At 60.1% G+C, this 21,674-nt stretch carries 20 protein-coding genes; 5 read left to right on the plus strand and 15 right to left on the minus strand.

All coding sequences use genetic code 11. From position 1 onward, the window contains the following. Positions 1-70: 70 nt before the first annotated feature. Complete coding sequence (locus tag WA367_RS04845; RefSeq protein ID WP_336055667.1) at positions 71-625, plus strand: SH3 domain-containing protein; 555 nt, start codon at positions 71-73, stop codon at positions 623-625. A 62-nt stretch (positions 626-687) separates the two neighbouring features. Here the strand turns inward: WA367_RS04845 and irrA are convergent, their stop codons facing one another. Continuing rightward, a complete protein-coding gene (gene irrA, locus WA367_RS04850; RefSeq protein WP_336055668.1) occupies positions 688-1,119 on the minus strand; it encodes an iron response transcriptional regulator IrrA in 432 nt (143 codons plus the stop codon). 241 nt (positions 1,120-1,360) lie between these two features. On the opposite strand from irrA, the gene fabA reads away from it, so the two are divergent. The 3 genes from fabA to fabI are packed head-to-tail and all read left to right on the plus strand — an operon-like array spanning position 1,361 to position 3,979. After that, entirely contained in the window at positions 1,361-1,876 is a 516-nt protein-coding gene (fabA, locus tag WA367_RS04855; RefSeq protein WP_336055669.1) for a 3-hydroxyacyl-[acyl-carrier-protein] dehydratase FabA, read from the plus strand. Between the two features lie 42 nt (positions 1,877-1,918). Then, complete coding sequence (gene fabB, locus WA367_RS04860) at positions 1,919-3,139, plus strand: beta-ketoacyl-ACP synthase I (RefSeq protein WP_336055670.1); 1,221 nt, start codon at positions 1,919-1,921, stop codon at positions 3,137-3,139. Positions 3,140-3,145: 6 nt separating this feature from the next. Beyond that, entirely contained in the window at positions 3,146-3,979 is an 834-nt protein-coding gene (fabI, locus tag WA367_RS04865) for an enoyl-ACP reductase FabI (RefSeq protein ID WP_336055671.1), read from the plus strand. 52 nt (positions 3,980-4,031) lie between these two features. On the opposite strand, the gene WA367_RS04870 is transcribed toward fabI, so the two are convergent. The 10 genes from WA367_RS04870 to rimP form a co-directional block, all read right to left on the minus strand. Continuing rightward, on the minus strand, positions 4,032-5,033 hold the full coding sequence (locus tag WA367_RS04870) for a class I SAM-dependent methyltransferase (protein WP_336055672.1): 1,002 nt from the start codon (positions 5,031-5,033) through the stop codon (positions 4,032-4,034). A 115-nt stretch (positions 5,034-5,148) separates the two neighbouring features. Beyond that, a complete protein-coding gene (pnp, locus tag WA367_RS04875) occupies positions 5,149-7,296 on the minus strand; it encodes a polyribonucleotide nucleotidyltransferase (protein WP_336055673.1) in 2,148 nt (715 codons plus the stop codon). Between the two features lie 266 nt (positions 7,297-7,562). Then, entirely contained in the window at positions 7,563-7,832 is a 270-nt protein-coding gene (gene rpsO, locus WA367_RS04880) for a 30S ribosomal protein S15 (protein ID WP_036483134.1), read from the minus strand. Between the two features lie 131 nt (positions 7,833-7,963). After that, entirely contained in the window at positions 7,964-9,685 is a 1,722-nt protein-coding gene (locus tag WA367_RS04885; RefSeq protein WP_336055674.1) for a sensor histidine kinase, read from the minus strand. Positions 9,686-9,782: 97 nt separating this feature from the next. Beyond that, entirely contained in the window at positions 9,783-10,721 is a 939-nt protein-coding gene (gene truB, locus WA367_RS04890; protein ID WP_336055675.1) for a tRNA pseudouridine(55) synthase TruB, read from the minus strand. Next, positions 10,721-11,128 (minus strand): 30S ribosome-binding factor RbfA, encoded by a 408-nt coding sequence (rbfA, locus tag WA367_RS04895; protein ID WP_336055676.1) that lies wholly within the window; start codon positions 11,126-11,128, stop codon positions 10,721-10,723. The genes truB and rbfA overlap by 1 nt, the downstream gene beginning before the upstream one ends. A 158-nt stretch (positions 11,129-11,286) precedes the next feature. Then, on the minus strand, positions 11,287-13,884 hold the full coding sequence (gene infB, locus WA367_RS04900) for a translation initiation factor IF-2 (RefSeq protein ID WP_336055677.1): 2,598 nt from the start codon (positions 13,882-13,884) through the stop codon (positions 11,287-11,289). Next, a complete protein-coding gene (locus WA367_RS04905; protein ID WP_336055678.1) occupies positions 13,881-14,516 on the minus strand; it encodes an RNA-binding protein in 636 nt (211 codons plus the stop codon). Before WA367_RS04905 ends, infB begins: the two co-directional genes overlap by 4 nt. Before the next feature lie 38 nt (positions 14,517-14,554). Beyond that, the gene (nusA, locus tag WA367_RS04910) at positions 14,555-16,192 is read right to left on the minus strand and encodes a transcription termination factor NusA (RefSeq protein WP_336055679.1); all 1,638 of its coding nucleotides are present in this window, start codon (positions 16,190-16,192) and stop codon (positions 14,555-14,557) included. A 50-nt stretch (positions 16,193-16,242) separates the two neighbouring features. Continuing rightward, positions 16,243-16,866, minus strand: coding sequence for a ribosome maturation factor RimP (gene rimP, locus WA367_RS04915; protein ID WP_336055680.1), 624 nt, complete (start codon positions 16,864-16,866; stop codon positions 16,243-16,245). Between the two features lie 277 nt (positions 16,867-17,143). Between rimP and WA367_RS04920 the strand changes: the two genes are divergently transcribed. Next, entirely contained in the window at positions 17,144-17,308 is a 165-nt protein-coding gene (locus WA367_RS04920; RefSeq protein WP_200875517.1) for a hypothetical protein, read from the plus strand. A 54-nt stretch (positions 17,309-17,362) separates the two neighbouring features. Here the strand turns inward: WA367_RS04920 and trmB are convergent, their stop codons facing one another. The 4 genes from trmB to lnt form a co-directional block, all read right to left on the minus strand. Then, positions 17,363-18,061, minus strand: coding sequence for a tRNA (guanine(46)-N(7))-methyltransferase TrmB (gene trmB, locus WA367_RS04925; RefSeq protein WP_336055681.1), 699 nt, complete (start codon positions 18,059-18,061; stop codon positions 17,363-17,365). A gap of 64 nt (positions 18,062-18,125) precedes the next feature. Next, the gene (metK, locus tag WA367_RS04930) at positions 18,126-19,403 is read right to left on the minus strand and encodes a methionine adenosyltransferase (protein ID WP_336055682.1); all 1,278 of its coding nucleotides are present in this window, start codon (positions 19,401-19,403) and stop codon (positions 18,126-18,128) included. Between the two features lie 166 nt (positions 19,404-19,569). After that, on the minus strand, positions 19,570-19,983 hold the full coding sequence (locus WA367_RS04935) for a helix-turn-helix domain-containing protein (protein WP_336055683.1): 414 nt from the start codon (positions 19,981-19,983) through the stop codon (positions 19,570-19,572). 123 nt (positions 19,984-20,106) lie between these two features. Next, positions 20,107-21,663, minus strand: a complete 1,557-nt coding sequence (lnt, locus tag WA367_RS04940) for an apolipoprotein N-acyltransferase (protein WP_336055684.1) — start codon at positions 21,661-21,663, stop codon at positions 20,107-20,109. Positions 21,664-21,674 lie beyond the last annotated feature (11 nt).

The raw sequence follows: 21,674 nt of genomic DNA on the forward strand, positions 1-21,674 counted from the left end.
GTGCGTAACGCTGCAGGCCGTCGTGGCAGGATGCGCCCGCAGTGCAGTATCGGGGTTTAAGGAGTGTCAGATGCCGCTTTTGGGGCTTTCTCGTCTTTCGCTGGTTGCGGTGGGACTGGCGTTGCTGATCACCGCTCCCGCTCATGCTCAGGTCTCCAATGAAACGACGTCGGCAGTGAAGGTGGGGCCAAGTGGCCTCCCGCTGCCGCGATTCGTCTCGCTGAAATCGAGCCGGGTGAATATGCGTGTCGGACCTGGCCGCAACTATTCCGTTGACTGGATGTATGTGAAGTCAGGCCTGCCGATGGAGATCGTTCAGGAATATGACAACTGGCGCCGCGTGCGCGATGCCGAAGGTGCGGAAGGTTGGATCAACCAGGCACTGCTTTCGGGCAAGCGCACGGCAATCGCCGCTCCCTGGTTCAAGGGCAAACAGGCGGATTTGCCTCTGTACTCAGAGCCCCAGGAAGGCGCACGCACACTCGCACAGATCGAACCGGGTGCCATTGGCGAGGTTGAGCTGTGCAACGGCACCTGGTGCCGCATGCGCTTCGACGGCCACAAGGGCTGGATGCGCCAAGCATCGATCTGGGGTGTCTATCCCGGCGAGTCGATAGACGATTAGGCTCTGAAACGAACAAAGCCCGGCACTGACCGGGCTTTTCTTATCGTACGGCTCGTTGTGGTTCAGCGCTTCTTCGGGCGCAGCCTGACCATGATGTCGACATGGGAGATTTCCATGCCTTCAGGCGGGCAGGGCAGGTTGCTGACCGCCACCGGACCTTCGTCGATATCGACCAGACGGTTTTCCCCCTCCACGAAGAAGTGGTGATGGTCGGAGGTGTTGGTGTCGAAATAGGTCTTTGACCCTTCCACTGGCAGGATGCGCAGCATGCCCGCTTCGGTGAACTGGTGCAGCGTGTTGTAAACGGTCGCAAGCGACACGCGCACATCCGCGCGCTGGGCTTCCTCGTGAAGCTCCTCGGCGGAGATATGGCGGTCACCATCGGCAAACAGAAGTTCTGCAAGCGCCACGCGCTGACGCGTCGGGCGCAAGCCAGCCTGCCGCACCCGTTCTTCTGCCGTGCTGCCGGAATATGCAATACTTTGAGCGACCAAAGAAAACCTTTTGCTTTCTAGCGGGCTTGTCTTTGCGACGACCGCTTTCACGCCTTTTTTCTGCACCACATATATTCCGCGCAAAGCTTCCGATCAATAGCGCAGCTTGGATGCTGCTTATGCGAAAAAGGGCTCTATATAGGCTCCAGCGACGGTTTCCTCTCCAAAACAGACTGTGATAGAGGATTCCCGACATTGAAAACGCCCGGAGCGATAACCGGGCCGTAACGAGATGGGATCAATGGCAGAACAGAAATCCAGCTACAATTACGAAGAACTGCTTGCCTGCAGCCGTGGTGAGTTGTTCGGACCGGGCAATGCACAGCTTCCTGCACCGCCCATGCTGATGTTCGATCGTATCACCGAGATCAGCGAGAGCGGTGGCGAGTTCGGGAAGGGTTGCGTGCGTGCCGAACTCGACCTGAAGCCGGATCTCTGGTTCTTCCCCTGCCACTTCCCCGGCAACCCGATCATGCCCGGCTGTCTGGGTCTTGATGCCATGTGGCAGTTGACGGGCTTCTTCCTTGGCTGGCTTGGCGAACCCGGAAAGGGCATGGCCATCTCCACCGGCGACGTTAAGTTCAAGGGCATGGTTACGCCGGAAAACAAGCTTGTCGAATATGGCGTCGACTTCAAGCGCGTCATGCGCGGCCGCCTCGTGCTTGGTATTGCCGATGGCTGGCTCAAGGTCGATGGCGAGATCATCCACCGCGCCAGTGACCTGAAGGTTGGTCTGTCGAAGCAGGAAAAGGCCTGATCTTCAGGCCTCAACCGTTTCGCGCCGCACAAGGAGATTTACATGAGACGTGTCGTTGTCACCGGTCTCGGTGTCGTGTCCTCCATCGGCAACAATGCCGAGGAAGTGACGCAGTCGCTGCGTGATGCCAAGTCCGGCATCACCTTTTCGGAAGATTTTGCCGAACACGGCTTCCGCTGCCAGGTCTGGGGCGCGCCGACGCTCGACCCAAGCGAAGTGGTCGACCGTCGCGCCATGCGCTTCCTGTCCAAGGGCGGCGCCTGGAACCATGTTGCCATGGAACAGGCGATCAAGGATTCCGGTCTCGAGCAGAACGACATCACCAATGAGCGCACCGGCATTGTCATGGGCTCCGGCGGCCCCTCCACGCGCCAGATCGTGGATGCTGCCGACATCGTGCGCGAAAAGGGCTCGCCCAAGCGCATCGGGCCGTTCGCCGTGCCGAAAGCCATGTCCTCGACCGCATCCGCGACCCTTGCGACCTGGTTCAAGATCCACGGCGTCAACTACTCGATCTCGTCGGCCTGCTCGACCTCTGCGCACTGCATCGGCAATGCCGCCGAGCTGATCCAGATGGGCAAGCAGGACGTGATGTTTGCCGGTGGTCACGAGGATCTCGACTGGACCATGTCGAACCTTTTCGACGCCATGGGGGCCATGTCCTCCAAGTTCAACGACACGCCGGCAGTCGCCTCCCGCGCCTATGATGTTGACCGCGACGGGTTCGTCATCGCCGGTGGTGCCGGTGTGGTCGTGCTCGAAGAGCTTGAGCGCGCGAAGGCGCGCGGCGCGAAGATCTATGCCGAGGTCGTCGGTTATGGCGCAACCTCCGACGGTTTCGACATGGTCGCGCCATCCGGCGAGGGCGCTGTTCGCTGCATGAAGCAGGCGCTTTCCACCGTGAAAGGTGATGTGGACTATATCAACACCCACGGCACCTCGACGCCGGTTGGCGATTCGAAGGAAATGGGCGCGATCCGCGAAGTCTTCGGCGAGAAGATGCCGCATATCGCCTCCACAAAGTCGCTCACCGGCCACTCGCTGGGTGCCGCTGGCGTGCAGGAATCGATCTATTCGCTTCTGATGATGCAAGCCGGCTTCATCGGCGAGAGCGCGCATATCCAGAACTATGATTCGGAATTCGAGGGCATGCCGGTCGTGCGCGAGCGTATCGACAACGCCAAGATCGACACGGTTCTGTCCAACTCCTTCGGTTTTGGCGGAACCAATGCCACGCTGGTCTTCCAGCGCTACCAGGACTGACGCTCGATGGAAGGTTTCATGAAGGGAAAGCGCGGCCTCATCATGGGGGTCGCCAATGACCATTCCATCGCCTGGGGTATCGCAAAGAAACTGGCCGAGCACGGCGCCGAACTTGCCTTCACCTATCAGGGTGAGGCATTCGGCCGCCGCGTGAAGCCGCTGGCCGAAAAGGCAGGATCGAAGCTGCTTCTTCCCTGCGACGTGGAAGACAGTGCCTCCATCGAGAACGTCTTTTCCACGCTCAAGGAAGAATGGGGCTCGCTCGACTTCCTCGTTCACGCAATCGGCTTCTCCGACCGCAACGAACTGAAGGGTCTTTACGCGGACACCACGCGGGAAAACTTCATCCGCACCATGGTGATCTCCTGCTATTCCTTCACGGAAGTCTCGCGCCATGCCGCCGCCATGATGAATGACGGTGGCAGCCTTCTGACGCTGACTTATGCCGGTTCGGTGCGTGTCATGCCGAACTACAACGTCATGGGTGTCGCAAAGGCAGGGCTTGAAGCCAGCGTGCGCTATCTCGCGAACGACTACGGCCCGCGAAATATCCGCGTAAACGCCATCTCCGCCGGTCCGGTGCGCACGCTCGCCGGTGCCGGTATTGCCGATGCGCGTCACATGTTCACCTACCAGCAGCGCAATTCGCCGCTGCGCCGCACGGTGGACATTGACGAGATCGGCGGCTCGGCGCTCTACCTGCTCTCAGACCTGTCTTCCGGCGTGACCGGTGAAATCCACTATGTGGATTCCGGCTATAACATCGTCTCAATGCCGGTCCTGGACGAGCTGAAGCAGTCCGGCGAGATTGCCGAAGAAAAGGAAAAGGCTGGCGACTGATAGGCCGACCCATCCAAGTCTGACCAAGCCCTGCCCCACCGGCAGGGCTTTTTCATTTGCGGCCCCAGAGCACCTTGAAACTGTTGTCTCGGGTGGTCTCGCCCGACTGGCGGAAAAGCCGTTTGAGCGCGTCCTCATAGGGCAGGGGGCGATTGGCAACGAGGTAGAGCCGGCCACCACTCATGAGCGCCTTCGCCGCCGCCTCGATCATGTTGATGCCAAGGTCCGGCACGGCCTTGCTGCCGGAGTGGAAGGGCGGGTTCATCACGATGAAACCGTAACGCTCCTCCACCGGTTCCTGCACGAGGTCATGCCAGAAGAAGCGCGCCTGTGTGCGTGGAGCGTGCCGCTCCATGTTGCGGCGTGCCGCCTCCAGAGAGGCGTGATGGGCCTCGTACAGGTCGATGGCAATCTCGGGGTGCCTGGCGGCAAGGCGGGTGGAGAGATAGCCCCAGCCGGCAGCGAAGTCGGCGACAGGCCCTTCGATGGCTTCCGGCAGATGTTCCGCAAGCAGTGCGGAGGCCTGATCCACGCCATCGTCTGAAAAGCCACCCGCGGCGGTGAAATAGCCAGATGCTTCCTCTGCTGGCTTCAGCTGGTCGAGAAGGGTCGGGGAGACTTCGGCCGGGCGGCGCAGCCAGAAAACCACGCCGTGAAATTTTGATGCGTGATCATCGATCGGCAGCAACCCTTCCACGCGCTTGCGCATGCTGGCAGCTCCATCCTTTTTCGTGCCTGCCGCGACGATCAGGCCTTCGGCCTTCACGCGCAGCAAGGCTTGCGCCAGCATTTGCTCGTTTTCGGCGCGGTGGCGGCCAAGCAGGATGAGGGCTGCGGGATAGTCTTCGCCCTCCGGCAGCGGGTGTACATCAAAGCCGTTCCGCTCCAGTGCGATGAAGTCCGGCCGGAACCCCTGAACCACCAAGGCGTCTGAAAAGCCCTCCGGCAGCCGAAAATCCTGCCGCGCGCCCAGAACAAGAACCCGTCCTTCCGGCGCGTCCAGAAGGCCGCGTTCGAAGGGGAAGTGAAGGGTGGGCAGCGGTGAGTCGCTCATCAGGCTTTCCTCGCAAGGGCGCAGCGGCGCAGGCACCGCAGCACGGCAAATGGATCTAATACGAAAACGGGCGCAGCCTTGGCCACGCCCGTGATCATTGGTCAGAAGGAAGGAATCAGCCTTCGGCGTCTTCCTTGTTTTCCTTCTTCTCTTTCTCGAGTTCCTTGCCGGTCTCCTGGTCAACGACCTTCATGGAGAGGCGAACCTTGCCGCGCTCGTCAAAGCCCATGAGCTTGACATAGACCTTCTGGCCTTCCTTGACGACGTCGGTGGTCTTCTGCACGCGCTCGGGAGCGAGCTGCGAGATATGCACCAGGCCGTCCTTGGGGCCGAAGAAGTTCACGAATGCGCCGAAGTCGGCGGTCTTAACGACCGTGCCTTCGTAGATCTCGCCAACTTCCGGTTCTGCGGTGATGGAGTGGATCCACTTCTTCGCGGCTTCGATTTCCTTGCCGTTGGAAGAAGCGATCTTCACCGTGCCATCGTCCTCGATATTGATCTTGGCGCCGGTCTTCTCGACGATCTCGCGGATCACCTTGCCGCCGGTGCCGATCACGTCGCGGATCTTGTCGGTCGGGATCTGCATGACCTCGATGCGCGGTGCGAACTCGCCGAGCTCGCCACGGCTTTCCGAAATGGCCTTGGACATCTCGTCGAGAATGTGCAGACGGCCGCCCTTGGCCTGGTCGAGTGCGACCTGCATGATCTCTTCGGTGATGCCCTGGATCTTGATGTCCATCTGGAGCGAGGTGATGCCCTCATCCGTACCGGCCACCTTGAAGTCCATGTCGCCGAGGTGATCCTCGTCGCCGAGAATGTCGGAAAGGACAGCGTAACGGTCATCTTCCTTGATGAGACCCATGGCGATACCGGCGACCGGCTTGGTCAGCGGTACACCTGCATCCATCAGGGCAAGCGAGGTGCCGCAGACGGTTGCCATGGAGGACGAGCCGTTGGACTCGGTGATCTCCGAGACGACGCGGATCGTGTAGGGGAACTGGTCCGCAGCCGGCAGCATCGGATGGATGGCGCGCCATGCAAGCTTTCCGTGGCCGATCTCACGGCGGCCAGGCGATCCCATGCGGCCCGTCTCACCGACCGAGTAGGGCGGGAAGTTGTAGTGCAGCAGGAAGCTTTCCTTGTAGGTGCCGGTGAGCGAGTCGATGAACTGCTCATCTTCACCCGTGCCCAGCGTGGCGACCACGAGTGCCTGCGTCTCACCACGGGTAAAGACGGCAGAGCCGTGGGTGCGCGGCAGGACGCCGACTTCCGAAACGATCGGACGCACGGTCTTCAGGTCGCGACCATCGATGCGCGTGCCGGTGTCGAGGATGTTCCAGCGAACGATCTTCGCCTGCAGCGCCTTGAAGACGGTGCCGATCTGCTCGGAAGACCACTTCGGCTCTTCTTCGCCCTCGGGAAGGAAGGTTTCCTTGACCTTGGCCTTTACGGCGTCGACTGCTGCGTAGCGGTCCTGCTTGTCGGTGATCTTGTAAGCTTCGCGCAGATCGTTTTCGACGACCTTGAGCATCTCGCCTTCAAGCTCGGAAAGATCGGCCGGCAGGAACTCGCGCGGCTCCTTGGCGGCAACTTCGGCCAGCTTGATGACGGCGTCGATCACCGGCTGGAAAGCCTTGTGACCGGCCATGACAGCGCCGAGCATGACGTCTTCGGGAAGCTCCTGAGCTTCCGATTCCACCATCAGAACGGCATCCTGCGTACCGGCAACGACGAGGTCGAGCTTGGACTCTTCCATCTCGTCGATATGCGGGTTGATGACATAGTCGCCATTGATATATCCGACGCGCGCTGCTCCGATCGGACCCATGAAGGGAACGCCGGAAAGCGTGAGCGCTGCGGAAACGGCAACCATGGCCACCACGTCCGGATCATTCTCCAGATCGTGCTGAAGTACGGTCGCGACAACTTGGGTGTCGTTCTTGTAGCCTTCGACGAAGAGCGGGCGGATCGGGCGGTCGATGAGGCGGGAAACCAGCGTTTCCTTCTCGCTCGGACGGCCTTCACGCTTGAAATAGCCGCCGGGGATCTTGCCGGCTGCGAAGGTCTTTTCCTGGTAGTTGACGGTCAGCGGGAAGAAGTCGAAGCCCGGCTTCGGTTCCTTCTGAGATACGACCGTGGCCAGAACAACCGTCTCGCCATAGGTGGCGAGCACTGCACCGTCTGCCTGACGTGCGATTTTGCCGGTTTCCAGCGTAAGCGGGCGGCCTGCCCACTCGATCTCTACTTTGTGATGTTCGAACATGTCTTGTCCTTAATGCCCAACGCACCTCGCAGCATCTGCGGGGCCGTCAGGCCAGTTGCTTCCGTTTCGAACGAGCCACGGGCAAGACAACGGGAAGCTTGAAGAAGATGCCGCCCGTCTGGCGGCACAAGCATCCGGCAATCCTGCCCCATGACCTGTTCGGTCAAGCCTTGACGGACACCATATCCGGCAAGGCGGGTTGCCCCGCATGATGCGAGGCAGGGGCGCTGGCGGCTCTCCTTGAGGAAAGCCGCCAGCAGCATCCTTTAGCGACGCAGACCGAGACGCTCGATCAGCGTACGGTAGCGCTGCTCGTCCTTGTTCTTGACATAGTCAAGAAGACGGCGGCGCTGCGAGACGAGCTTCAGGAGGCCACGACGGGAGTGGTTGTCCTTCTTGTGGTCCTTGAAGTGCTCGGTCAGGTTCACAATGCGCTCGGTAAGGATCGCGACCTGGACTTCCGGAGAACCGGTATCGCCTTCGGCGGTTGCGTATTCCTTGAGCAGTTCCTGCTTGCGCTCGGCAGTAATCGACATCGTGTTTCCTTTCTAATGGGAGGATTGGTGGTCGCCCATAGCCGGGATGTCGTCCAGCAAGGGCCATTCAATCGTTGGAGAACGTGCTCCACGATGGCGCGCATATAAGCGATTATGCGCCAGATTGCCAGTTAAAAGGGGCCAACACCGGCAGTTCTTTCCGCACGCACCCGCTCAAGCGGTATCTTGAAGATGCATTCCAGCCCGGTTCGACGGAAGTTTCGGGTGATCTCCGCATCCAGCGTTCCACCCACCATCCGCTCGATGATTTCGGTGCCGAAACCGCGGCGTGTGGGGCGGCGGCGCAGGGTCAGGCCCTGTTCCTTCCAGTTGATGGTGAGATACTCGTCATCAATCGTCCAGGTCAGCGACAGCTTGCCTTCGGGCGAAGCGAATGCGCCATATTTGGAGGCATTCGTCGAAAGCTCATGCGCTGCCAGCCCGATGGTCTGTGCGGCCTGATTGCTAAGCCGGAAGGCCGGGCCGGAGACCGACAACTGCTTTTCGTTTTCCGGCCGGAACGGCTCGATCTGCGCAAGCAGGAGTTCACGCAGTTCCACACCCGCCGCACCACCTGCAATCAGAAGATCGGTCGAACGGGCGAGGCCAAACAGGCGTTTCTGAAACGCGTCCTGAAAGCCCTTGAGTGTGCGGGCGCTCCGCGCCGTCTGCTTTGCCATGGAGGAGACGACGGTAAGCTGGTTCTTGGAGCGATGCGCGACTTCGCGCATCAGGAGGCGAATGTCGTTTTCGGCCTTCTTGCGGTCGCGCGCAGCCTCGGCCAGAGCCGTGGAAACCGTCGCGACTTCCGCGATCGGATAGGCCACGGCCTCAACGGATTCGCCTGCGCCAAGGCGGCGTGCATCACGCGCCAGCCGGCGCACGGGGCCAGCGATCTGCCGTCCAAGGAGCCAGGCTGCACCGAAGCCGATCGCGATGGTCAGGAAATTCGCGATGAAAAGCATGCGAAGTGAGCGCCGGACCGGTTCTTCAATGGATGCTGTTGGCGCCCAGACGACCACGCGCCAGCCCGAATAGTTCGACTCGTCGACGATTGCCACATGCGGCGTGCGCTCGGCCTCGCTGCGCGGATACACTGTCATGGGAGAGCCGGTGGATTTGGGCAATTCGAGAAAGAAGGGCTGGCCGGTATTGGAAGCCATGAAGGAAGACGCCAGAACCGTGCCTTGAGCATCCACCAGCGAGGCATTCCAGCCGCCACGCAACATCTGCTGGGACAGGGAGTCCGTCAGAGACTCCGCGTTCCGGGTCATGATCAGAACTTTCTCGCCCTCATCGCCTTCCGGAATATAGGGCAGGATGACGTTGAAGACCCATTTGCCCGAAGTTTGGCCGAAGAACACTCCGGAGATCGTTCCCGTCCGCGTCTGAAGCGCCTCAAGCGCACTCTGCGGGTGTGAGGTCTTGCCCAGTTCGGTCCCGAAAGGGACGCGGGTATTAAGGATCTGGCCAAGATCCTCGTCGAGGAGGATGAGATAGGTGCCGGTTCCCGCAAGCGCGGAACGCGCGCGCTCGTAGAAATCCCCGTAATCCTCTTCGGCAAGGGCAGGGGATGTCGACAGGACACGCAGCGTGGTCATCATCCCGGACAGTTCCCGATCGACTGCTTCCGCAATCGATCCGGCCATGGCCTCTGCGAGGGTGTTGACCACCTCGCGCTGCGCCATGTCGTTTCGATGAAGCAGCACCGTGGAAATTGCGATGGCCGGGATGATGGTAACGATAATCAAAAGGAACAGGAAAATGCCGATCGGCTTCGGGCCGCCAAGCGACCAGAAGCTGCTCGTTGCCCTACCCGCCTGTCCCTCGGGGCTGATTGTCTCTGTTGTCACGTCGCCCCTGCTGGTCACCGCGTCTTCATATCCAACTGAATGCTAAACTTGCCGATGGGTTGCAAGCGACTTTCGGTAAGCATCAGGAGATATCCGATCAAGTGTCAGCAAAAACTCTCTTCGGCTTGAACATGCCGGCCTCGACAAAGCCGATTGCGACGAGCTTGCCGCGTGCACTCGCCCAGGCTTCCGGCGCCTCCACAGGCGCATCGCGGCCGCGCACGATGACGGGGTTGCCCATGCGAATACGGTGGGCGGCATCGTCGCTGAGCTGGATCTCGGGCAGGCCGCCAAGGGCCGCAGCCGTATCCATGACGTAAGGGTCGATGGCTTCGAAACGCGCATTCTCGTCTTCTGCGGCTTCTTCCGCTTCGATGAGGGTTTCAAGCGAAACCATCTGCGCAGGCTCGAACGGATAGACCTCGGTGCGGCGCAGCTCGGCAATATAGCCATAGCAGCCAAGGTCGCGCCCTATGTCACGCGCAAGCGAGCGCACATAAGTGCCCTTGCCGCAATCGATCTCGAACTCGGCACGGTCAGCCTCCGCCTTGATAAGCTCAAGGCGGCCAATCTCGACTTCACGCGCAGCAATCTCGACTTCCTCGCCTTCACGGGCAAGGTCATAGGCGCGCTCACCACCGATCTTCACGGCTGAAAACTGCGGCGGGACCTGCATGATGAGACCGGTATATTTCGGCAGAACAGCCTCGATCTCTTCCACGCTTGGGCGTTTGTCGGAGGTTTTCACGACCGGACCTTCAAGGTCATCCGTGGTGCGTTCTTCGCCCCATGCGACGGTGAAGCGGTAGACTTTCGCGCCTTCCATGACGAACGGCACGGTCTTGGTAGCCTCGCCAAGCGCGATGGGCAGCATACCCGAAGCGAGCGGATCCAGCGTGCCGGCATGGCCAGCTTTCTGCGCCTGGAAAAGCCACTTCACCTTGGAAACGGCGTCGGTGGAACCGAACTTCACCGGCTTGTCGAGCACAATCCAGCCTGAAACAGGCCGGCCTTTTTTCTTACCGCGTCGTGCCATCAGTTCGACTGGCCCTCATCATTGTCATCGGCATCAAGATCGCGCGCGACTTCCGGCGAGCGCAGAAGGCGGTCGATCTTGGAGAAATTGTCGAAGCTCGTATCCAGCCGGAAGCGAAATTCCGGCATGTATTTCATCTGCCGCAGGGCAGGGGTGACACGACCGCGGATGAAGCGCGCATTGCGGTTAAGCGCATCAACGACAGCCTTGCCGTCCTGCTGCCCGAGCGGAGCAACAAAGGCCGTGGCGATTTTCAGGTCCGGCGACATGCGAACCTCGGAAACCGAGATAACGGCGTTCTCGATTGCCGGATCGAGTATCTCGCCGCGCTGGAGCATTTCCGACAATGCGTGTCGGGCCTGTTCGCCGACGCGCAACTGGCGCTGTGAGGGTGCGGAGGAAGGCATGGTCAGCTGGTCCTGAACCTGTGTTTTTCGTGCAAGTAACGTTGCAGACAAGGCTGCACAATCTGCAGAAGGCGGGAATTTCTTCCCGCCTTTCCATGCCTTGCGGCCAAGTCTGCATTGGACGCCGGATGAACACACCCGGCGCAAATATCAGCCGATCAGAGCGTGCGCTGTACGTGCTCGACGCGGAAGGCCTCGATGACATCGCCGGCGCGGATGTCTTCGTAGTTCTCGAAAGCCATACCGCATTCCTGACCGCCCGAAACTTCGGACACTTCGTCCTTGAAGCGCTTGAGCGTCTTCAGCTTGCCCTCGTGAATGACCACGTTGTCGCGGATGAGGCGTACGCCTGCACCACGCTCGACCTTGCCTTCGGTCACGCGGCAACCGGCAACCTTGCCGACCTTGGTGATGTTGAAGACCTCGAGGATCTCCGCATTGCCAAGGAAGGTCTCGCGACGTTCCGGCGAAAGCAGGCCGGACATGGCAGCCTTGATGTCGTCGATCAGGTCATAGATGATGTTGTAGTACCTGATCTCAATGCCAGCCTGTTCGGCCGCATCGCGGGCCTGCTTGTTGGCACGGACATTGAAGCCGATGATGGCCGCTTCCGAAGTCTCGGCAAGCGAGATATCGCTCTCGGTGATGGCGCCGGCGCCCGAATGGACGACACGTGCACGCACCTCGTCTGTGCCAAGCTTGTCGAGAGCAGCAACAATGGCTTCGATTGAACCCTGCACATCGCCCTTGATGATGAGCGGGAACTCTTTCAGACCCGAGGTCTGGAGCTGCGACATCATCTGCTCGAGCGAACCGCGCTGACCGGCCTGGCGGGCCACGGCCTTCTCGCGAGCCACGCGCTGGCGGTACTCGGAGATCTCGCGGGCCTGGGCCTCGTTTTCGACGACCGCGAAGCGATCACCTGCCTGGGGCGTACCCTGAAGGCCAAGGATCTCGACCGGCGTGGAAGGACCGGCTTCCTTGAGCTGCTGGCCCCGCTCATTGACGAGCGCGCGCACACGGCCCCACTCGTTACCGGCAACGATGATGTCACCCGTCTTGAGCGTACCGGCCTGAACCAGAACGGTGGCCACCGAGCCACGGCCCTTGTCGAGCTTGGCTTCAACGACAACACCTTCTGCGGTGCGGTCCGGGTTGGCCTTCAGTTCAAGAATTTCGGCCTGAAGGATGATGGCTTCGAGAAGCGCATCGAGATTAGTGCCCTTGACGGCGGAAACCTCGACATCCTGAACCTCACCACCCATGGACTCCACGAACACCTCGTGCTGGAGGAGTTCGGTGCGGACCTTCTGGGCATTGGCTTCGGGCTTGTCGATCTTGTTGATGGCAACAATGATCGGCACACCGGCAGCCTTGGCGTGATTGATGGACTCGATGGTCTGCGGCATGACGCTGTCATCGGCAGCAACCACGAGGATCGCGATATCCGTCGCCTGCGCACCACGTGCACGCATCGCGGTAAAGGCGGCGTGGCCGGGCGTATCGATAAAGGTGATGGTCTGGCCATCCTGCTCCACCTGATAAGCGCCGATATGCTGCGTGATGCCGCCGGCTTCACCCGAGACCACATTGGCCTTGCGGATGGAGTCCAGAAGCGAGGTCTTGCCGTGGTCGACGTGACCCATGATGGTCACGACCGGCGGACGGGGCTTCAGGTCTTCCGGATTGTCCTGAATGTCGAAGAGACCTTCTTCGACATCCGATTCGGAAACGCGCTTCACCGTGTGACCGAATTCGACCGCAACCAGCTCTGCCGTATCTGCGTCGATCACGTCGCCGGGCTTCATCATCTGGCCCTGCTTCATGAAGAACTTCACCACATCCACGGCGCGCTCGGCCATACGCTGGGCGAGTTCCTGGATCGTAATGGTTTCCGGCAGCACGACCTCGCGAGCGATCTTCTCACGCGGCTCCTGCGACTGCGCACGGCGGAACTTCTCCTGCCGGCGGCGCATGGAGGACAGCGAACGTCCACGTGAATCGTCATCCGAAAGCGCGGAGTTCAGCGTCAGTTTGCCGCGACGGCGCTGGTCGGCACCCTTGGGCTTGGATGCCGGACGGGTGGGCACTTCCGGCTTGACCGGTGCACCACGCTTTTGCGCGTGCCCGGCACCGCGGCCCTTGCGATCATCATCATCATCTGCCGGTGGCGGCGTTGGCTGAGCCTGCTGCGGTTCAGGTTCAGGAGCACGCTTGCGTGCTTCTTCCTCTGCCTTGGCGCGGGCTTCTGCTTCCGCCTTCAGGCGTGCTTCTTCCTCCGCCTGACGGCGCGCGGATTCCTCACGCTCCTTGCGGCGCTGCTCTTCCTCGACCGCGCGGCGCTTGGCTTCTTCCTCGGCGCGCTTGCGCTCTTCGGCTTCGCGGACCTTGGAGTCCTGCAAGGCGCGACGGCGTGCTTCCATCTCCTCGCGGGAGAGCTCGTTCAGCACCACGCCGGAGCGCTGCGGCTGCTGCGGACGCGGACGCTGGGGCGCAGCCGGACGTGCAGCAGGCGCCGGACGTGCGGCAGGCTTTGCCGCCTGGGGCTTCGGTGCCGCAGGCGCGGCCGGGGCCTCGCTGCGCTCATCGGGCCGCGTGAATTTGCGCTTCTTCGTCTCGACGACGACCGCCTTGGTGCGCCCATGCGAAAAGTTCTGACGCACGGTGCCCTGATCGGAGCCGGGCCGTTTCAGCGTCAGCGTCTTCTTTGCATTGACGCTCAGCGTCTTGTCGTCACCAGATTTCGTATCCGTCATTCCGTATCCTCTATGGCGCCCGCCGCGCCCGGCAAAGCCGGCTCGGGTTCTATACCCCTGTAAGCCGCCAATGCAGTGATGCGCTTCAGTGCAGCCTCACCCGGTCCCTGACCAAGCACGGCTGCATGTATCACATTTGTAGCCCCCATTGCCAAACTCATTTCCTGTTCGGAAAAGAGCCTGATCGCGGGGACATGCGGCCCACCGAGATGGGCGACTGATTTTCTTGCAGCCGCAATCTTGCGGATGCCATCCGGGGAAGCTTCGATCGCGTGCAAGACGCCAGCGGCCTTGCCGCTCCTAACCGTCGCTTCCACTTTCGCCGCACCCAATGCCACGGCACCGGCCTTGCGCGCAAGGCCAAGCGTGCCAAGAGCGGATGCAGCATATAGCCGATCGACCTGTTCTGCGAGGTCCGAAGGCGCTTTCACCGGCGCTTTGAGCGCGCGGGCAAAAAGATTTTTTGCCACCGCCTTCTCGACAATATCACGGCTCGGGGTCACCCAGCAGCCGCGGCCCGGAAGATTTCGCTTGAGATCGGGAACGACCGTGCCGTCAGGCCCCGCGACAAAACGCAAGAGCCGCTCGGGCGCCTCGCTCTGCCGGGTCACGATACATGTGCGGTCGTTCATCGCGTTCTGCAAGACCTGTCTTCCGAAAGTGTTTCACCTCAGCCTTCCGCAGTGTCTGCTGCGGGGGCCTCGGTTGCCTCGACCTCTTCGCCTTCGGCTTCTACTTCTTCCTCGTCAGCAGCGAGATCCTCTTCCGTGATCCAGCCCATGCGAAGACGTGCGGCAACAACCATCTGCTCGGCTTCCGCACGGCTGACATCGAAGGAGGACAGAACACCTTCATTGAAGGTTGTCTCGCCATCCTTGCGCTCTTTCCAGCCCACGAGATCATCAACGGCGTAGCCGGCGAAGTCCTCGATGGTTTTCACGTCATCCTCGCCAAGTGCCACCATCATGGCAGTGGTGATGCCGGGAATCTCGCGAAGCTCGTCTTCAACACCAAGCTCCTTGCGCTTGGCATCGTGCTCCGCCTCGATGCGCTCGAGATATTCGCGCGCACGGGTCTGCAACTCGACAGCGGTATCTTCGTCGAAACCATCGATGGACGAGATTTCGTCCGCATCGACATAGGCGAGTTCCTCGACGCTGGTAAAGCCCTCCGAGGCAAGCACCTGGCCGACCATCTCGTCGACATTGAGCGCTTCCATGAAGAGGCCCGAACGCTCGGTGAATTCCTTCTGGCGGCGGGAGGATTCTTCCTCTTCCGTCAGAATGTCGATGTCCCAGCCGGTCAGCTGCGAGGCAAGGCGCACATTCTGACCGCGGCGGCCAATGGCCAGCGAAAGCTGGTCGTCGGGAACGACAACCTCGATGCGCTCGGCATCCTCGTCCAGAACCACCTTGGCGACTTCCGCCGGCTGCAGCGCGTTGACGATGAAGGAGGCGGCATTCTCGTTCCACGGAATGATGTCGATCTTCTCGCCCTGCAACTCGCCGACAACCGCCTGAACGCGGCTGCCGCGCATACCCACGCAGGCACCGACCGGATCGATGGAAGAATCGTGGCTAATGACCGCGATCTTGGCACGCGAACCCGGATCGCGGGCAACCGAACGGATCTCGATGATGCCGTCATAGATTTCCGGAACTTCCATGGTGAACAGCTTCGCCATGAACTGCGGATGCGTACGCGACAGGAAAATCTGCGGGCCGCGCTGTTCGCGACGCACATCATAGACATAGGCGCGGACGCGGTCGCCATATTTGAAGATCTCACGCGGGATCAGTTCGTCACGACGGATGATCGCTTCGCCACGGCCAAGATCAACGATCACATTGCCATATTCGACGCGCTTGACCGTGCCGTTGACGATCTCGCCGATGCGATCCTTGTATTCGTCATACTGACGGTCACGCTCGGCCTCGCGAACCTTCTGCACGATGACCTGCTTTGCAGACTGGGCAGCAATGCGGCCAAAATCCATCGGCGGAAGCTGCTCGGCGAGGAAGTCGCCGGGCTGTGCGTCCGGATTGCGGGTGCGTGCATCCTTGAGAGCGATCTCGCGGGCAGGCTCCTCGACGGTCTCAACCACTTCCATCAGGCGCTGCAGCTTCATCTCACCCGTCTGCGGGTTGATGTCGGCGCGGATATTGGTTTCCTGACCATAGCGCGAGCGCGCGGCCTTCTGGATCGCATCGGCCATGGCCGCGATCACGATCTGCTTGTCGATGGACTTCTCGCGCGCCACGGCGTCGGCGATCTGCAAGAGCTCCAGCCTGTTTGCACTGACTGCCATGTCTGTCTCCCTTGGGGCTATTTCCTGGCCGGCTTCAACCGGCGTGAAACTCAGTTGTCGTCTTCAGCCGTTTCGGCTGTGTCATTGTCGGTGCCGCGGCGACGCTCCTTCTTGCGACGGCGGCGGTCTTCCTTGTCCTGCTTCAGCGCTTCCTTGATCAGCGCATCGGTCAGCATCAGCTTGGCTTCGGCGATCGTGTCGAACGGGATCTCGACACGCGCTTCCTCGCCTTCGCCGGCCTTCTCGTTCTCGATCGTCACCTTCTCGGCGTCGCATGCCACGATGGGACCGCGGAAACGCTTGCGGTTTGCAATGAGAATATCCGTTTCGATCCGCGCTTCATGGCCGATCGCAGCCTCGAAATCACCGACCCGCACCAGGGGACGGTCAATGCCAGGCGAGGAGATTTCAAGCTGATAGGCGCTGTCGATCGGGTCTTCCACGTCAAGCACCGGGGAAATCGCGCGGCTGACTTCCTCGCAGTCGTCCACCGTCATCGAGCCGTCCGGACGCTCGGCCATGATCTGCAGCGTAAGCTCGTCCTGCGTGGACAGCTTGACGCGCACGAGGCGGTAGTTCATCGCCTGAAGCACGGGAAGAACGATGCCTGCGACACGGGCATCGATGCCCGTCTCCTTGATGATGCGATCGTCTTCAACTGGCGTGTTGATCATGTGCAGTACCGGCCTTGAACTTGGTGTGCGGCCTGCCGGTAACAAAAAAGAGCGGGACCGGTGGGACCCACTCTTCGCCATGCAGACCAAGAATTTGACGTCTATATACTCCTTCCCGCCCTGCAGTTCAAGCACAACTCGGGGCAGGCGAGATTTCGTACAGGCTTTCCATTGTGCATTGCACCAAACGCATGGGTGGCTTGCAGCATTGTGTGTTTCGCAAATGCCTTGCGGCGCCTACTTATGTTGCATCGCACAAATCTTGGAAGGAAGACCCATGCGCACCCGTAAGGTACTCTCCGGTATCGGTGGATTTTTCGATCTCGTCGGCAGCGCCATGGCCGTTTCGGCAGCCGTCCGCGACCGTCGTCCTGCCCGCAGCTCCGATTTGAGCCGTCTCGGCATTGATCCGGACCAGTTCCGTCAGATCAACCGCTATTAAGCGGGTGGATCCTGGCTCAAAGGCGGGGGCACCGAACTTGAGCCAGGCGCATCTCTAGATGCGGATGAACGTCAGATAGGCCGGTGTGCGGCCTTCCCTGATCGCCTTTGCTTCATAGCGCGTTCCCGGCCAGCCTTCATAGGGCGTGTGCCAGTCATCCGCGCTCTGCGCCTGCCACTCGAAGGCGTCATGCCGTCGGCAGTGCTGAAGCGTCCAATTAACATATGTGTCGATATCCGACGCGAAGCGGAAGCGCGCGCCAGACTTCATCACGCGTGCAAAGCGGTCTAGATTGACGGCACTCACGAAGCGCCGCTTCCAATGCTTTTTCTTCGGCCAGGGATCGGGATAGAGCAGGTCGATACCGCTGAGCGAAGCTTCCGGCAGCCAGTCGAGAAGCTGCGTCGCATCGTCATCATAAAGACGCAACGTCTGCGGTGTCTGGCCTTCCAACGCCGAAGCGAGCTTGGCCATGCCGTTGACAAAGGGTTCAACGCCGATGAAGCCGGTGTCAGGATGGCGGCTCACCTCGTTTAGCAGATGCTCGCCGCCTCCAAAGCCGATTTCCAGGCGCACATCCTTCACCCTTGCCGGAAAAAGCTCTTCTAGATGGTCAGGTGGAGTGGACGTCAGATCGATTTTCAGATTGGTGAGCGCTTGGGTCAGCGCCTCGCTCTGCTGCGGGCGCAGGCGCTTGCCGCGACGGCGGCCGAAAAATGCCTCCGTTGAACGTTCAGGATGCTCTTCGGCCATGGTTCACTTACCTTGAGGACGGCGCAGTTTGCGCCGCCACTGTTCTTCTTGTTTGCGAATTGCCTCAGGCGGCTTTGGACAGCGAGCGCTTGAGTTCCTTCACCAGGTCCATGCGCTCCCAGGAGAAAGAGCCGTCGCGTCCCGGCTTGCGGCCAAAATGACCATAAGCGGCAGTCTTGGCATAGACCGGCTTGTTGAGGTCCAGATGGCGCCGGATGCCTGAAGGCGAAAGGTCCATCACGTCGCGGATGGCAATTTCGACTTCTTCCTCACTCACCTTGCCGGTGCCATGCAGGTTCACATAGACCGAAAGCGGCTGTGCAACGCCAATGGCGTAGGAGAGCTGGATCGTGCAGCGCTCGGCCAGATTGGCCGCGACCACATTCTTGGCGAGATAGCGTGCGGCATAAGCGGCAGACCGGTCTACCTTGGTGGTGTCCTTGCCGGAGAAAGCACCGCCGCCATGGGGTGCCGCGCCGCCATAGGTGTCGACGATGATCTTGCGACCGGTCAGTCCCGCATCGCCGTCGGGGCCACCGATGACGAACTTGCCCGTCGGATTGATGTACCAGTTGCAATCGTCGGCGATCGACAGCCCGCCTTCCGTCAGCGCCTGACGGATATAGGGTTCGACAACTGCGCGAACCTTCTTGTTGTCCCAGCTCGCATCCAGATGCTGGGTGGAAAGCACGATCTGTGTCGCCTCGTATGGTTTGCCGTCCACATAGCGCACGGTCACCTGGCTCTTGGCGTCGGGTCCGAGCAGGGCCGCATCGCCTTCACCTGCCTTGCGCGCCTCGGCGAGCAACTGAAGGATGCGATGCGAATACCAGATAGGAGCCGGCATGAGATCGGGCGTCTCGCGGCAGGCATAGCCAAACATGATGCCCTGATCCCCGGCACCTTCCTCGCCTTGCTTGTCGGCAGCATTATCAACGCCCTGACCGATATCGGGCGACTGGCCGTGCAGCAACACGTCAATGCGCGCGGTCTTCCAGTGGAAGCCGTCCTGCGCATAGCCGATCGCCTTGATCGCGCGACGCGCGGCGGAACGGAACTTGGAGGGGTTGATCGCCGGGTTGCCGCTGGCGTCCATCACGATCTCGCCGGACTTGTCCCGCTTGAGCAGGCTCTGCGGCACGCGCACTTCGCCGGCAATGACGACCCGGTTGGTCGTGGCGAGGGTTTCACAGGCGACACGAACCTTCCACGGGTCCATGCCTTCCTTCTTCGCCTCACGATAGACGAGGTCCACGATCTCGTCGGAAATCCGGTCGCACACCTTGTCGGGGTGACCTTCGGATACGGATTCACTTGTAAAGAGATAGTTGCTGCGTGCCACGGGTAACCCCTCTGAGTAAGTCCGGCTCGACTGCCGGTGAATTGGCCGCACTGTGTTAGCCAATCGCCTGTCAGAGGGTCAAGAAGTTATGGCGCAAACATCTGCAGTTGCGCCTTCCCGTCATGAAAGCGTCATGTCCGCCAGACGCGCGGCGGACATTATACTGCTATTCCTCGGCGTCGGCGAGGGCCTTCACCAGATCCAGAACCTTGCGGCGCAGCTTCGGATCGGAAATCTTCACGTAAGCGCGGTTGAGCTGGATGCCCTCGGAGCTGTTGAGGAAGTCGGTGACATAGGATGCACCTTCTTCGGCCATGCCCGGAGCCGGCTGACCATCTTCCCCTGGGGCGCCTTCAAAGAAGAACGAAACCGGAGAACTCAGGATCGAGGCGATCGCCTGCAGACGGCTGGCGCCGACGCGATTGGTGCCCTTTTCGTATTTCTGAATCTGCTGAAAGGTAATTCCGAGGCTCTCGCCAAGCTTTTCCTGGCTTATGCCAAGCATGTTACGCCTAAGCCGAATACGGCTGCCGACATGCACATCGATCGGGTTTGGTTTCTTCTTGTTGTTCTTGTCCATTTAATCCTCGCCGTTCGCTGGCGGCCTTCCTAGTGTCTCAAGCGACGGAGCCAAGCCCTGCGCTGCTGGTAGTTAAACGTTCAATCAGTTCGACCTGACTATGCTTACCCCTATAGGGAAAAGTCAATTCGCCCTGCGGCTCAATCTCGCGGCAAAGGCAAAAATGCCAAAAAAACCGAGAAAAATTGCCTCTTGAACTCTATTCTGCATCATAATTGTTCTTTTTGCACGCTTCGGCAGTGTAAGCAAGTCGATTACACCTGTTGCGCCAGTTGAAACTGTCTCACGAATGCGGCCGTAACCGTCAATTGCTGCGGACAACCCAGAGCTGCTGGCGCGCAAGACGGGAAGCCGCATCAGGGCTGCAAAAATTTGTGCGCTCCGCAACTCCTGATAATTGCCAAAATCAAAACTGCGGCCCATGGAGCCGCTCAGATGGATGATGAGATCTGCATCATCCGCATACTCTAGGAAGCGTCCGGGAAGCAGTATTTCCGTATCCATCAAAGATAGAGCCCTTGTGTTTTCTGACAAGGGGAGTGTTTGTCGCGCCCCGCCGGTGCTGTAACGTCTGACTTCTCCCATGTCAGCATTGTCAGCAACGGATTGCAACCATTCGGGGAGAATTGGTCGTTCGAAAAGTGGAAGGAGAATGCGCTTGTCTGATGCGTTTATCACCTCACCGTTGTGGTTAACCACAGCCGTAGATTTATATATACGCGGGTGGTCCCCCTCCTCAGTGCGGTAAGTGCCGGCGACTAAAACCTGTCCGTTATTCACAGAAGATGCGATTTTTTCGAGAATTTCCGGTTCTCGGGCAAGAACGACGGGCAGGGAAAGGCCCGGCCACAAGACTAGATCAGAATATCCGTTAGTCTGATCGGACTGCTTGAAGGCAGACAGAAGAACATTCAGATCATAGTCTGTATTATTTACAATTTTAACTTTCTCGGGCTCGACCTGAACAATGCGGGCAGAAAGGTCATTCGAGGTCGGATTACCGCCTTTCAGCGTAAACAGCCCAAAACCCGTTTGACCTGCAATAAGAGCTGCTGCCAGTCCGATCGTGCTAAAAACCTGTTTTCGATTTCCAAGCACTGCGGGGGCGGCATAGACAAAAACCGCAAGTGCAGCCACGCCTGCCATCCCAATGACTGCAACACCCTGCATGAGCAAGGGAGTAGGCATCCCGGTCGCAGCGATTGGATTAAAGGCAAAACCTGCAAGAGTTTCCGTCCGCAGCCAGTCTGCGATCGCAAATGTGAAGGCAAGCGCGGCAATCCGGCCGATCCCGTCCGTCCACAATGCGCCGGCTACTGCCGCGGCTGCGCCATAGAACAACGCGCTAAGTGCGGGATAGGCGAGTAGCGCCAGGGGAAACGCCCAGGCCAACTCCATCTCGTCGGCAAACAGACCTGCCGCCAGCCACCAGGTCGATGCAAGCGAGAAGCCGAAGGCGAACCAGAAGCCGCACCTGAAAAAGGCGGCAATGCTCCGCAGTCCTGTTCGTTCGGCGAAGATCCCATCGAGAAGCCAGACAAGAAGTGTAAAGGAAATGAAGCCGGCTGCGGGGAAGTCGAAGGGCGCAACTGTCAACGCCAAGACAGCGCCGCTTGCAATGGTCAGGAGCCATCGCTTAAGCCCCGAAAGAAGAATTACGCGATCGGCCAGAGTTTCCATGAATGTCCACG

Origin of the sequence: Nitratireductor sp. CH_MIT9313-5, from assembly GCF_037029545.1 — a bacterium.
In the GTDB taxonomy this organism is placed as follows: Bacteria; Pseudomonadota; Alphaproteobacteria; order Rhizobiales; family Rhizobiaceae; genus Chelativorans.

Coding starts and splice junctions, on each gene's coding strand:
- WA367_RS04845 (WP_336055667.1), top strand. CDS start 71: ATGCCGCTTTTGGGGCTTTCTCGTCTTTCGCTGGTTGCGGTGGGACTG.
- fabA (WP_336055669.1), top strand. CDS start 1,361: ATGGCAGAACAGAAATCCAGCTACAATTACGAAGAACTGCTTGCCTGC.
- fabB (WP_336055670.1), top strand. CDS start 1,919: ATGAGACGTGTCGTTGTCACCGGTCTCGGTGTCGTGTCCTCCATCGGC.
- fabI (WP_336055671.1), top strand. CDS start 3,146: ATGGAAGGTTTCATGAAGGGAAAGCGCGGCCTCATCATGGGGGTCGCC.
- WA367_RS04870 (WP_336055672.1), bottom strand. CDS start 5,033: ATGAGCGACTCACCGCTGCCCACCCTTCACTTCCCCTTCGAACGCGGC.
- pnp (WP_336055673.1), bottom strand. CDS start 7,296: ATGTTCGAACATCACAAAGTAGAGATCGAGTGGGCAGGCCGCCCGCTT.
- rpsO (WP_036483134.1), bottom strand. CDS start 7,832: ATGTCGATTACTGCCGAGCGCAAGCAGGAACTGCTCAAGGAATACGCA.
- truB (WP_336055675.1), bottom strand. CDS start 10,721: ATGGCACGACGCGGTAAGAAAAAAGGCCGGCCTGTTTCAGGCTGGATT.
- rbfA (WP_336055676.1), bottom strand. CDS start 11,128: ATGCCTTCCTCCGCACCCTCACAGCGCCAGTTGCGCGTCGGCGAACAG.
- infB (WP_336055677.1), bottom strand. CDS start 13,884: ATGACGGATACGAAATCTGGTGACGACAAGACGCTGAGCGTCAATGCA.
- WA367_RS04905 (WP_336055678.1), bottom strand. CDS start 14,516: ATGAACGACCGCACATGTATCGTGACCCGGCAGAGCGAGGCGCCCGAG.
- nusA (WP_336055679.1), bottom strand. CDS start 16,192: ATGGCAGTCAGTGCAAACAGGCTGGAGCTCTTGCAGATCGCCGACGCC.
- rimP (WP_336055680.1), bottom strand. CDS start 16,866: ATGATCAACACGCCAGTTGAAGACGATCGCATCATCAAGGAGACGGGC.
- WA367_RS04920 (WP_200875517.1), top strand. CDS start 17,144: ATGCGCACCCGTAAGGTACTCTCCGGTATCGGTGGATTTTTCGATCTC.
- trmB (WP_336055681.1), bottom strand. CDS start 18,061: ATGGCCGAAGAGCATCCTGAACGTTCAACGGAGGCATTTTTCGGCCGC.
- WA367_RS04935 (WP_336055683.1), bottom strand. CDS start 19,983: ATGGACAAGAACAACAAGAAGAAACCAAACCCGATCGATGTGCATGTC.
- lnt (WP_336055684.1), bottom strand. CDS start 21,663: ATGGAAACTCTGGCCGATCGCGTAATTCTTCTTTCGGGGCTTAAGCGA.